Genomic DNA, 12482 nt, shown 5'->3' on the forward strand with positions numbered 1-12482 from the left:
GATCAACCAAAATGTATCAAATCTTATACGACAGTGTCAACTATAAATAGCCAACAAATAATGAAAAAATCTCATTGGCTACTTCATCATACTGTGGAGGAATCCAGACACGTTCGTTATTTTGCGCAATCCATCCGCGCTCACACAACGTTGTTAGTAAAGAACCAAATACAGCATCGAGTTCCTGACCATGAAAACTAAAGAAGCGTTTTCGCTCTACACCTTGCTGTAAACGAAGCCCTAACATCATCGTATCTTCCATCGCTTCCGTTGCGCTTACTCTATGTGTTGACGCCACAGGCCGTTTCCCTTGCCGAATCACTTCACTGTACGCAGATAAGGACCGTTCATTTTCGTAACGCTGATTGCCTGTATATCCGTGTGCACCAGCGCCCACAGCTAAATAAGAACGGTTTTCCCAATACATCAAATTATGTCTAGCTTCATCAAAGGGCTTAGAAAAATTACTGATTTCGTATTGAGCAAATCCTTCATCTCGAAGATACGCCCGCACATACTCGTACATTTCCACTTCAGCTTCTTCTTGTGGCAAATGTAGCAACCCTTCTTTTTGCCACTTATAAAACGGCGTATTTTCCTCCACCTTTAATCCATACGCGGATATATGTGAAACTCCCGTTTGCAATGCACGGTGCAAACTTTCCTCCACATCCGCTAGTGTTTGTTCTGGCAAGCCTAACATTAAATCCAAATTGATTCGTGTAAAGCCTTGCTCAATGGCCGCATGCACACTATGTTCTACATCATGAGCATCATGTAACCGACCGATAACTTGCAACAGTGTTTCATTAAATGTCTGGGCACCAAAGCTTAGTCTATTGACCCCATTTTCCCATAAAGCGGAAAGTTTCTGTCGATCTACTGATCCTGGATTTGCCTCTACTGTCCACTCAGTTTCATCGCCTATGTCATATAATGCGTGAATATGCTTTGCAACTTCTGTAAATTCTGATGAAGTCAGTAGTGTAGGTGTTCCACCGCCAAAAAAAATTGTCTCTAGTTTTGGACGAGCATGTACGCCAAACTGTTCATCATGCAACATGGAAATCTCCACGAGCAAAGCGCGAACGTACGCAGCGCGAACCGCGTCAGAGGAAACAAAAGAATTAAAATCACAATAAAAACATTTACTACTACAAAACGGGATATGAACGTAGAGTGCCTTTGGTGGCATCGCAAACAGCGGCGCCTCAATCAATTTTTAACACCGCCATAAATGCTTCTTGCGGAACTTCCACGCTGCCCACTTGTTTCATCCGCTTCTTGCCCTCTTTTTGCTTTTCAAGCAATTTTCGTTTGCGCGAAATATCGCCACCATAACATTTAGCTAATACATTTTTGCGCATCGCTCGTATCGTTTCGCGCGCGATGACTTTATTGCCTATGGTTGCCTGAATAGGCACTTCAAACATTTGCTGTGGGATGAGCTCTTTGAGTTTTTCACAAAGCATCTTCCCACGTTGGTATGCTTTATCCCGATGAACAATAAAGGACAAGGCGTCTACTACTTCGCCATTGAGCAGGATGTCTAACTTCACAAGATGAGATGGACGGTACCCAATTAACTCATAATCAAATGACGCATACCCTTTTGTCCCAGACTTTAGACGGTCAAAAAAGTCATACACAATTTCTGTTAAAGGAAGCTCATAAATCAGCGTAACTCTGGTGTCGTCTAGATACTTCATATCAACGTACGATCCGCGCTTCTCCTGACAGAGTTCCATCACGGTGCCGACAAAATCCTTTGGAGTCATAATGGAAGCTTTCACATAGGGTTCTTCTACGCGCTCGATGAGACCAGACTCAGGTAATAAACTAGGATTATCAATCTGAATCATCGTATGATTTGTCAAATAAACATGATAAATAACACTAGGTGCAGTGGTAATCAGTGTCAATCCATATTCTCGTTCGAGTCGCTCTTGAATAATTTCCATGTGCAATAAGCCGAGAAAGCCACAGCGAAAGCCGAACCCTAGCGCTGAAGAAGTTTCTGGCTCATAGCGAAGCGCTGCATCATTTAACTCAAGGCGCAACAACGCCTCACGCAAAAGCGGGTAATCGGATGCATCTACAGGATATACCCCACAAAACACCATGGAATTCATCCTGCGATACCCAGGTAAAGGAGTGACCGCCGGATCGTGTGCATCTGTAACTGTATCCCCAACACGCGTGTCTCGAACCGTTTTAATCGCTGCAGCGATATATCCAACGTCTCCGGCGTGTAGTTCCTGCACAGTGGTCATGCGTGGGCGAAAGACGCCGACTTCAACTACATCGTATTCTGCACCAGTAGCCATCATATGCATGCGCGTTCCTTGTTTAATTACACCATCTACAACGCGCACATAAACGATCGCCCCTTTATAGGCATCATAGTGCGAGTCAAAGATCAGCGCTTTTAACGGTTTCTCCATATCCCCAATAGGTGGTGGAACGCGCCGTACCACTTGCTCCAAAATCTCATGTATACCAATACCTGCCTTAGCAGAAGCAAGTACTGCATCACTGGCATCTAGACCAATCACCCGTTCAATTTCATCGCGAACGCGTTCTGGATCAGCAGAAGGAAGATCTATTTTATTAATGACAGGAATAATCTCTAAGTTATTTTCTAGTGCTAAATAAACATTTGCCAATGTTTGCGCCTCAATACCTTGCGCCGCATCCACGACAAGTAATGCTCCTTCACAGGCTGCCAGACTGCGTGAAACTTCATAAGTAAAGTCGACATGTCCTGGTGTATCAATCAAGTTTAACGTATACACTTGTCCATCATCTGCAGGGTATGTGATACGTACAGCCTGCAGTTTGATCGTTATGCCGCGCTCGCGTTCAAGATCCATCTGATCGAGCACCTGCTCCTGCATTTCACGCGTGGAGAGTGCTCCCGTATATTCTAAGATGCGATCTGCAAGGGTAGACTTCCCATGATCAATATGCGCGATGATCGAGAAGTTACGCACACGCGAAATATCAAATTGTTCAGACACAGTTATCCTCCCTGATCTGTTACAAATAAAAAATCATTACCTCTCATTGTACGATACTGATTCAATGAGTTGCAATGATAAAGCTAAAACTTACTGTCCGTTTGTCAAGGGAACGCCTGCTGGTTCAACAGATGGAAAGTTTGCTGTACGCGTTGCACGGTCAAAAATAGATAATAACCAGTCATGTACTTCTCTCGATAAGTATAAACCTGTATCCACTGCATCCTCTTGCACATATGCATCGGCGGGATTTTGTGTATGGGCGATCCACTGATCAAGTGCATCGCCGACGGTAGGACGTTTAATTAAAGTTACCTCAATATGATTTAAAGAAGCAGGTGTTTGGACAGCTGTAGCGGAACTATTCTGCGTTTTATGCGTGGTAATAGATGATGAATTAGGTGATGTGACTTGGTTTGCAGGGCCACTTGCATGCGCTGGAGCAGGTATCATGAGTTGTGTCTGACCCACGGTATAAACAGGATATGGATTGGCTGGTGGCATGTCCATGCGCGTGATGATCACATGCATAAATGTTGCCACCATAAATACACCGCCAGATAGGGTTAACCCGCTGACAAATAAAAAGATAAGCACACCGATTAATCGTTGTAGCCTACGTGGCAAATGTTTATGTTCTAGCAATTCTTCTGCCACCTCTTGACGCCATATCTCCACATGACTCTTCAGATCGAACTGACTCATATGCTCTCCTCTTTCACACTCTATCAATAGTAGATTCCTATGATAGAAAGATTCCGCATATGCATAAACCCTCATTCATATGTCGTTTTAGTGTGTGAGTTCTCTTGCGTCTTCCATCGACATACCTGGATGCATGGCTACATTGACTCCCATTGCCACAACATGTGCTATATCGTCTACAAATTCATCAATTTCCTTTGGTGTAACCATTAAATTATTGCCAATAGGTTGAAGAACCTCTGCTATAAGTGCTCGTTTTTCTTGTGAGTCAAATTGATCAAAGATGCGACCCGCTCCATTTCCTGGAACTCGTTGTTCGAGCGTTTTTAGCAACACATCCATAGCATCTGATGTAATGGTCGCGGCGTCTACAACTGTCGGTATTCCAATAGCAACGACATCCACACCAAGCGTCTCTTTATTTAATGCTTTACGCCTATTACCTACACCAGCACCTGGCTGAATTCCAGAGTCGGAGATTTGAATCGTTGAATTGACACGATCAATCGAGCGCGCAGCCAGTGCATCCACGGCGACTACAAGGTCAGGATGTAGACGTTCGACAATGGCTTGTACAATTTCACTTGTTTCAATACCAGTGATTCCAAGCACACCAGGTGCCAAAGCACATACCGAACGAAACCCCTCATCGATAATTTCTGGCATTAACGAAAATAAATGTCTAGTAACAAAGAGATTTTCGACTACTAGTGGTCCTATTGCATCTGGTGTTACGTTCCAGTTGCCAAGCCCAATAACAAGAACGATGGCCTTTTCAGGTACCTTAATAAAGGCTTCCAATTCTTTTGCAAACCGTTCTGCTACACGAACTTGCAATTCAGGATCTTTTTTGCGTAAATCGGGAATCTCTAACGTCGTGTAATTTCCTTTTAGTTTCCCAATCTGCCTAGCTGCAGCTTCTGTTTTGACAGCAATTCTGGTAATGTGAATCTGCGGTTCATCTTCTGTTTCAATCTCTACGCCGCGAATATCTGACTGTGCTTGTTGTAATTCATGGGCTTCAATGGCAAGGTCCGTTCGCACGCTATACGACTCTGTTCCGCTGTTCTCATCGACAACTGATGGCTGAGAGATATTCTTAAAACGTTGCATTGTATGAGTCATTCGTGACATATAGCGCATAAGTGGCAGTGTTAACCCCTTCCCCTCTGTTGTATGATAGTAGTATGCCCATATGGAATTTCGTCCATGCTAACACCGTATATCGCGTCCGAGTTACTTGCGCATATGTTTCTGTGCATGTTACAATGTAAGCTGTTTATTTAAGCGATACGAATGCGTAAGGAGGTGAAATACATGCCGAATATCAAGTCTGCGATTAAGCGCGTAAAGATTACGAAAGCTCGTACGCTGCGCAACGCTTCTGCAAAATCCGCTCTGCGTACAGCACTCAAGAAGTTTGAGGTTGCTTTACGCGAGCGCGACCTGGAGACGGCGCAAACCGCCCTGCGCAGTGCAACTCGCTCGTTGGACAAGGCTGCGACAAAAGGAATTGTTCATCGTAACTACGCTGCACGTAAAAAGTCTCGTCTCACAAAGCGCTTACACAAAGTCAATCAAGCAATGTAAGACAACCTGGCTAGACAAAAGAGGCGAAAGGAGATCGCCTCTTTTTATTTCTATCCCTACTGGTTTTTATGACTTTGTTGCTCTTGTTGTAGGTGTTGTTCTGCAAGGGACACTAAACGCTTCATCATCTCACCACCGATAGCTCCACCGCGTTTGCCTGCCTCGTAGGTTGTCGTTTCACTTTGGCCAATAGGCTCTTGTATAGGATTCAAAGCGCTCCCTTGCAACGAATCCTTCATGACGTCTTTTTTCAATTGCTTCATTGCAGCTCTCGCTTCAGGGATTACTAACCGATTATTTCCCATAATAATGCCCCCAATTTATGCAGTTGACGTAGCTAGATGACGTAAAAACAACAAGTCTAGTGCTACATGCTCCGCCAAACCACCGGACTTTACCTGATACTCCAATAAAGCAATAGCTTCTATCTCCTGTTTGGCCGTATCAGCCGAGATGACTCGAGCTTGTTCCCGTGCTACTTTTAATGCATAAGGATGCACACCCAGTTTTACCGCAAGATCTTGATCTCGTCCCGCTCCTAAGTGCATAGATTCACTCACCCTTGCAATTAGGCGATACTGTCTAACCAAAAGCGCCAGAAAAGCAAATAACGATCGATCTTCTAATTTGTTATATAATGAAGATGAAAGTGCATATCTGCCTTCGATAAAATGACGAACCACTTCGAAGACGTCTACCTGTTTTGAATCCCCCACTAAATCATTCACTTCTTCCGTACTAAGTGACGTGCGATCGCCAGCATACGTTTCCATTTTTTCAAACTCTTTTGCAAGTAATCCAAGTGAATGCCCAGTTTTAGCAATGACTAACTCGATTTGCGAAGAGGTGAGTAACGAACGTCCCCCTAACAATAATCGGGCTAGTTCTACCCATTCTTTTGACGTATGTTTTCTCGTATCAATCGTCGTAATTTGTTTTGAGGCTCGCAATTTTTTTGTGAGTTTCTTACGCTCATCCAATTTTTCTGCTGCAGTCAACAAAATTAATGGCGCTTCCAGCGGATGCTCCATCAACCATTCGATCACTTCAATGAGGTGCGTATCGTCACCTTTCGTTTTGTATGTCGTAGTTAATACATCAAAATCACTACATAATGCCACAAAACGCGATCCAAACAACCCACCATCAGTCAATTCAGAGACAATCTGAGCTAGCGGTTCCGTTTGCAGTGAGTATTTAACCACATCTACCTGCTCGGAGTCCGTAGGCTGACCCTGTTGCATGGCCTCTCTACACGTTTTTGCAAACCACTGTGAAGTAAAACCATCTGCTTCACCTAGTAAAACGTAGACTCCCCCGTAAACACCTTTACGCACTGTCTGCAATGCTTCATAAAACGAACTCTCCACAGGCAATTTTCTCCTCACAACAGCCGCGGTTCGGACCGCGAATTAATATTCTCGAACAAGCGGTTTACGATTGCGTGACACCATGCGCATACCACCTAGTTGCCATAAATATTTAACCTTAGTCAGCTCTTTTGCAAGTCCAGCTGGTGCCCCAGAGGTCTGCACACCACCCACTAATCCAACACCCACATCGCGTCCAAGTGATGCTAAAGTACCCAATATCTTAGGTTCAAATGGTTTCATTGTTGTTTGATTGCTATGAGCCAAAACATTTTGGGCTACAGTCACACCCATCTGCGTAGCCAACTGTGCAGTAGGTGGAAGTGGCCTGCCGGCCGAGATAAAAGAAGCATTGTCACCAATAATAAAGATGTGTTCATCATCCACAGACTGCAAATACTCATTGACTTTGGCACGGCCACGACCATCACAAGTAAATCCGGCATCTTGTAAGAGCGGATTTGCGCGTACCCCACCTGTCCACACAATCGTCTTAGCCTCTACAATTTCACCTGACTCCAAGTATACCGCATCTTGCATAACCTGAGTAATCTTCGTATTTGTACGAATACGCACGCCTTTTGATTCAAGGACACTTTGCGCTTTATGTTGTAGATTTTCCGAAAGGGCAGGTAAAATAGCTGGTGCCGCTTCTACATTTTGTACTTCAAAAAGGTGGTTTGGAATACCCAGACGGTTGCATAAACCTGGCAACCAATCGATAAGTTCGCCTACAAATTCTATTCCTGTTAACCCTGCACCGCCTACAACGATTCGCAATCTACTTTGATCGCGATCATCGCGATACGCTTTTACTTGTTGTTCGATATGGGTGCGGATCTGTCTTGCCGTTTCAAGAGAACGAAGTTGCATGCTATATTGTGAAAGACCTGGAATACCAAAAAACTCTGGTGCACTTCCTAATCCAATAATGGCATAATCATAAGGATATTCGTCATGTTTCCCTATTACTTTTCGTTGCGTACGATCTATGGAAACTACTTCATCCTTGATGATAGTTGAAAGCCGTTGCCTAAAAATCTCACTTAATTCCACTTTATAATCATCAATTTGATGACGGCCACCTGCTGCTTCATGCAACCATGTAATAAACTGATGATACGAATGTTTATTGACTAAAGTAAATGGTTGCAAAGCTTTTTCAAATTGTAATCCTGCCATCACCCCACCATATCCTGCCCCTACAATAACAATTGACGCCATAGATATCGCTCCTCACTTACGTGATCTACACCCGATCTTGCTATAGTGTTCACAGAAAAGAAAAGGCACATTCTCATGACTAGAGAACATGCACGGTTGGATCTGGAGCTATGATCTTTGAATCTGGATGACGTGTTGTAAGTATCGTAACCTGCCATATTGTTGTACAAAGTAACGCAATTACGGTAAAATACATGATTTGCTTAGTCATGAACGCTCGTCAACAAGTGATATCACTTCTGTTGTAGATAGTGGGATGTGTATGTGACAACTAGGACATACTGTATAGAGCATCGTGGTTTCAGATCCTGTAAATAAGACCTGTTCTGCATCCAACGGCCAGTCATGAAGACACGCCATACAAGTTAACGACAGAGTTGGCGCGAACTCCACTGTAAAGCCTCCTCACGTTCTTTGAGGTATTTAGCTACTTCTGATGTCGTCTCAAGAACAGCAGTTAAAGTTTTAAAACTCGGTTCATCGCGAAAATAAAATGCATCTGAAATTAATTTTTCTGCAAGCAATTCTAAGTCAGGTGCTTCTGTAAAAATCATTTCATCACCTTCCCCATTTTGTAAGTCATAGATCGAACACCTATACAAAGTATTTGCTGACTTTGCCAAAAATATACCGAGTGACACTATAAAAAGGAAACAAAATCGCAGTATAATACATCATCAGTATCCATATGGGCGGTTTTGTAAAATGAAGTGAGAGAGGGTACGCCCGCATAGCAAGTATTTGTGTACTCAATATATGCGCAACTTGTGCTATCTCAGGTTCTATAGGCACCATCATACGCGGATCGATACAGGCGATCGTACATAATACAAATGAGATAGGTATTACCCACTCCAATAGGGGATACAAAAAAAGATTAATTAACAATGAAAAATACGGTAATTGCCCAAATTCCTCCGCAACAAGCGGCATGATACCGATTTGTCCAGCGATCCCTCGACTAACGACATGTCGCACAGAAGGCCATGTAATCACACGACCGATGTATATATGGACCTTTCTTGGCAGTAGCGCTAGTGTCGTGGCTGCACCGTAGGATAATACGACACCTGGATCAACCAACAAATGTGGCTCTATGAGCGTAATCCAGACGAGTGACACCGCATTTGCAGTGAAACGATCATAAGGTCTTTTCATTGCAACAGCTGAAAGTTCGTATCCATAAACAATCCCAGCGCGCACAGCAGGTGGTGCAAATCCTGTGCAAAACACGAGCATGACCGTACTACATATTGCAATTGGATACCACCATGCAGAGATTTTTAGCCATTTCTGCAACCTGGTTACTACAGGAGCTATCGTCATTCGAATCGTAGCTCCCGATGCTACAAAAGCGTGTATAATACCAAGTGATGTGAAGACTTGCAACACTTGCCGATTCATTTCTGTGCGGTCCCCAATGGCAAAGGATAATAAAAAAGTGCTTGCAACTTGTCCATAACTAGCATCCACACGAGACTTAATCCATCCCAGCAATTGACCCTGTAATGCATCCACATCCCAAAATGGCCGTGCACCACCTCTCATCAAGGATACGCTGTATTGCGATGAATCTCCGAGTAGCATGATCCCCTTACGCAAAAGTGCTATAGCAAATGGTCCCTTTGGCACTCGTTTCACTCGCATAAAAAGACTGATCACTGCCCCTGCATGTAGCTCGTTGATCTGTGAATAATACTCTGCAATGGTATGACTTTGTGATACTCCACCAGGAGTTGCATGACGACGAATAGACCCATCATATATTTGCACCCACACGATCGGTTGATTGGGTAGCTGTTGTAAACCAGACATTGTATACACTGCCAACACTCTGCACGGCATCTGTAATGATTTTGGAGTGCTTTCAATTTCCCCTACAATGCTAACTACAGCATTAATCTCACCTGTGTGACTAGCTGCGAGAGTTAGCAGGGAATACGCAGCTATACGACGGGAACTTTGCTCATCATGAGCTGTAGCCGTTCCTATTGCCATACATAAAAGAAGCGCTACACATAGTAAGAGTGTAGGTCCTAAGCTCCATTGTCTCCATACAATCAGTAGCTTGCTTATCTTACGTGTATATATAGTTACCACATTCCCTTTGTTCATGAAAAGTACACTAATTTGCAACAAAAGCACCATGCTTATACCAATTAAAACACTCATATAAACCATAAAATCCCTATCCCACACATCCAACAAAGCACCCAGACAAAATGCCAAACTGAGATACGCGATGATCCGATACACACGAATCTCTCCTAAACTTATAAAATCTCAAATTTACTGTTGTCACACTATGTCGTAACTGATAGAATTATAGCCAAGAGTGATATTGCCGAATCCGGTGACTCTGACCGGTACGGGGGACGCAACACCGCGGGGTGAATCTGAAGCTTTCAGAGGGGCAACCTTTCAGCCCTAACCCGTCAACTAACCTCGAAGGCAGACGAAAGGGGCCTATTCTTTGCGCATATCCACATGGGTTGCGTCCCTATCTATTATTGGGACGGCAGCTGCAACTTTGTTGTTGGCAAATCCCGCCTTTGCATCTACCAGTTCAGTGATTATGAAAGCTGGTGTGCAAGGTCCGGCAGTAGCCACATTAAAGACTGATTTAAAAGTTCTTCACGATTACCCTAAGTCAGTCAAAGTAACAGATTATTACGGGCCCCGTACTGCACATGCTGTCATTGAGTTCAAAAAAGAAAGAAAACTCGGATCAAATGACGCTGTAACGTATTCTGTTTTTGATGACATCAAGTCTGATGCTGCACATACGCTTGGTGAGCAAATTGTACAAAAAGCACTTACGTATTTAGGCGACCCTTATGTGTGGGGTGGTACTAGTCCTTCTGGCTTCGATTGCTCAGGTTTTGCACAATATGTGTATAAACAATTCGGCATGGATATTCCGCGCACAGCGGCAGCGCAAGCAACTGTTGGTACATATGTCGCTAAAGAAGACTTACAACCTGGCGATCTCGTATTTTTCCATACGATGGGATATGGGATTTCTCATGTAGGTATCTATATGGGAAACGGTTTGTTTGTTGATGCAGCAAGTACAGATGTAGAGATAGACAATATTAACAACCCCTATTACTGGAGTAGTCGATATGTTACTGCAAGAAGCTTGTTAAACTAACTTGCATATTGACTACCTACACTAAACAAATCAATAAACCTTTGAGGATGCACGTACTTTATGTACTGTGCATCCTTTTATCTCATTATAAAGTCACATAAGGCAGTATTTTAGCCAATAACCTTGGACCAATACCCTGAACTGATTGCAACTGCATAAGAGACGAAAACGCGCCATGAATAGCTTTATACGTTAAGATATTTTCTGCCTTTTTCTTTCCTATTCCCGGTATTTCCATCAACGTGGCTAAGCTCGCCTGATTGAGCTGAATGCGTTCTCCCGGTTGTAATTTACCATTTCGATGCCTACTTCTTTTTGTATCCGTACTTTGTAAAGAATTCGTTGCTACTGTCCCTGTTGTTAATAAAGCAGATGTTCCCCCATTACTTGCCACCTGACTTACATTTGGAACGACGATCTGCATACCATCCTCTACGATAGCTGCTAAATTAATTGCATAGAGATCTGCAGAATTTGTTGGACCGCCCGCTACCTTTAATGCCGCACTTACACGCGCATCAAGTGGCAGCTTATAGAGACCGGGATGACGTACTGCACCGACTACATACACTGTCATCACATCAGGTGATGTAGTCACTGTGACCAAAGGTACACTCTGTTTGTGTTCATAAGGGGTACTCATGGTGACTGATGCAGTTTGTCCGTGTGGCATAAAAAAATATAATCCCCAAGCAATAACGAGAATTCCCCCAAATAAATACACAATCACGCGTTTGCCAATACCGGCACTATGCACAATCCCACCTCCACTTGCGTATACTTCATAACATCCTGTTCGCAAGAAGAAGCAAAATTCCTTTTTACTAAATGCTATCATCCAAAATCGTAAGTTAAAGCCTTTCTATGAACCATAGCTGCAACTGATTGCGCATGATTTATGCAATCTCAGAGCATTTGTAGTACAATAATGCAGAATCTCAGTGAAAGTGGGCGACTGCATGCTTACGCCTAGCATGGAAGACTATTTAGAAAAAATCTATGAACTGATGAAGGACAAGGGGTATGCTCGAGTTTCAGATATTGCCACTTCTCTCGCCGTACAACCTTCCTCAGTGACAAAAATGATTCAAAAACTAGACGAATACGAATACGTGACTTATGAAAAGTATCGCGGAATCATTCTCACTAAATCCGGAGAACAGATGGGGCGAGCAATGAAACAACGCCACTCCATGCTTGCAGAGTTACTGCGCATGCTCGGTATTACGGAAGAAACGATTCAGGTAGATGTCGAGGGGATTGAGCATCATGTGAGTCCACAAACCGTAAAAGCATTAACGAACCTCGTCAACTTTTTTGAGTGTCATCCAGAGTATGTAACCGCATTAGCTCATCACACTCATAAAACAACGCACGCAAAAAAAGATACTCCTGACACAAGCGCAGAGATATAATCTG

The 12482-nt window shown here is 43.4% G+C and carries 14 protein-coding genes and 1 riboswitch; of the genes, 3 read left to right on the forward strand and 11 right to left on the reverse strand.

Features of this window, described 5'->3' with window-relative positions; all coding sequences use genetic code 11:
• Window positions 1–40: 40 nt before the first annotated feature.
• The 4 genes from hemW to gpr form a co-directional block, all read right to left on the reverse strand.
• Entirely contained in the window at window positions 41–1219 is a 1179-nt protein-coding gene (gene hemW / locus MM817_RS00735; RefSeq protein WP_241711526.1) for a radical SAM family heme chaperone HemW, read from the reverse strand.
• A complete protein-coding gene (gene lepA, locus MM817_RS00740; protein WP_241711527.1) occupies window positions 1212–3020 on the reverse strand; it encodes a translation elongation factor 4 in 1809 nt (602 codons plus the stop codon). The genes hemW and lepA overlap by 8 nt, the downstream gene beginning before the upstream one ends.
• Before the next feature lie 90 nt (window positions 3021–3110).
• Entirely contained in the window at window positions 3111–3725 is a 615-nt protein-coding gene (locus MM817_RS00745; protein ID WP_241711528.1) for a hypothetical protein, read from the reverse strand.
• 87 nt (window positions 3726–3812) lie between these two features.
• Window positions 3813–4838, reverse strand: coding sequence for a GPR endopeptidase (gene gpr / locus MM817_RS00750; protein ID WP_241711529.1), 1026 nt, complete (start codon window positions 4836–4838; stop codon window positions 3813–3815).
• 204 nt (window positions 4839–5042) lie between these two features.
• Here gpr and rpsT point away from each other — a divergent pair, with 204 nt between their 5' ends.
• Complete coding sequence (gene rpsT / locus MM817_RS00755; RefSeq protein ID WP_241711530.1) at window positions 5043–5315, forward strand: 30S ribosomal protein S20; 273 nt, start codon at window positions 5043–5045, stop codon at window positions 5313–5315.
• Between the two features lie 56 nt (window positions 5316–5371).
• Here the strand turns inward: rpsT and MM817_RS00760 are convergent, their stop codons facing one another.
• The 6 genes from MM817_RS00760 to MM817_RS17165 form a co-directional block, all read right to left on the reverse strand.
• Window positions 5372–5620: a small, acid-soluble spore protein, alpha/beta type gene (locus tag MM817_RS00760; RefSeq protein ID WP_241711531.1), complete on the reverse strand. Its 249-nt coding sequence runs from the start codon at window positions 5618–5620 to the stop codon at window positions 5372–5374.
• A gap of 15 nt (window positions 5621–5635) precedes the next feature.
• Complete coding sequence (gene holA, locus MM817_RS00765; protein ID WP_241711532.1) at window positions 5636–6685, reverse strand: DNA polymerase III subunit delta; 1050 nt, start codon at window positions 6683–6685, stop codon at window positions 5636–5638.
• Between the two features lie 42 nt (window positions 6686–6727).
• Window positions 6728–7909: an NAD(P)/FAD-dependent oxidoreductase gene (locus MM817_RS00770; protein ID WP_241711533.1), complete on the reverse strand. Its 1182-nt coding sequence runs from the start codon at window positions 7907–7909 to the stop codon at window positions 6728–6730.
• A 207-nt stretch (window positions 7910–8116) separates the two neighbouring features.
• Window positions 8117–8302, reverse strand: a complete 186-nt coding sequence (locus MM817_RS00775) for a hypothetical protein (protein ID WP_241711534.1) — start codon at window positions 8300–8302, stop codon at window positions 8117–8119.
• Window positions 8275–8463 (reverse strand): hypothetical protein, encoded by a 189-nt coding sequence (locus tag MM817_RS00780; protein WP_241711535.1) that lies wholly within the window; start codon window positions 8461–8463, stop codon window positions 8275–8277. The genes MM817_RS00775 and MM817_RS00780 overlap by 28 nt, the downstream gene beginning before the upstream one ends.
• Window positions 8464–8503: 40 nt before the next feature.
• Complete coding sequence (locus MM817_RS17165) at window positions 8504–10165, reverse strand: ComEC/Rec2 family competence protein (protein ID WP_241711536.1); 1662 nt, start codon at window positions 10163–10165, stop codon at window positions 8504–8506.
• A gap of 76 nt (window positions 10166–10241) precedes the next feature.
• A riboswitch (cyclic di-AMP (ydaO/yuaA leader) is annotated at window positions 10242–10378 on the forward strand.
• 4 nt (window positions 10379–10382) lie between these two features.
• Between MM817_RS17165 and MM817_RS00790 the strand changes: the two genes are divergently transcribed.
• Window positions 10383–11063: a C40 family peptidase gene (locus MM817_RS00790; RefSeq protein ID WP_241711537.1), complete on the forward strand. Its 681-nt coding sequence runs from the start codon at window positions 10383–10385 to the stop codon at window positions 11061–11063.
• Between the two features lie 85 nt (window positions 11064–11148).
• On the opposite strand, the gene MM817_RS00795 is transcribed toward MM817_RS00790, so the two are convergent.
• On the reverse strand, window positions 11149–11820 hold the full coding sequence (locus MM817_RS00795) for a helix-hairpin-helix domain-containing protein (protein ID WP_241711538.1): 672 nt from the start codon (window positions 11818–11820) through the stop codon (window positions 11149–11151).
• Between the two features lie 202 nt (window positions 11821–12022).
• Here MM817_RS00795 and mntR point away from each other — a divergent pair, with 202 nt between their 5' ends.
• Complete coding sequence (gene mntR, locus MM817_RS00800; protein WP_241711539.1) at window positions 12023–12478, forward strand: transcriptional regulator MntR; 456 nt, start codon at window positions 12023–12025, stop codon at window positions 12476–12478.
• Window positions 12479–12482: the final 4 nt, after the last annotated feature.

This window comes from Sulfoacidibacillus ferrooxidans (assembly GCF_022606465.1).
GTDB lineage: Bacteria > Bacillota > Bacilli > Alicyclobacillales > SLC66 > Sulfoacidibacillus > Sulfoacidibacillus ferrooxidans.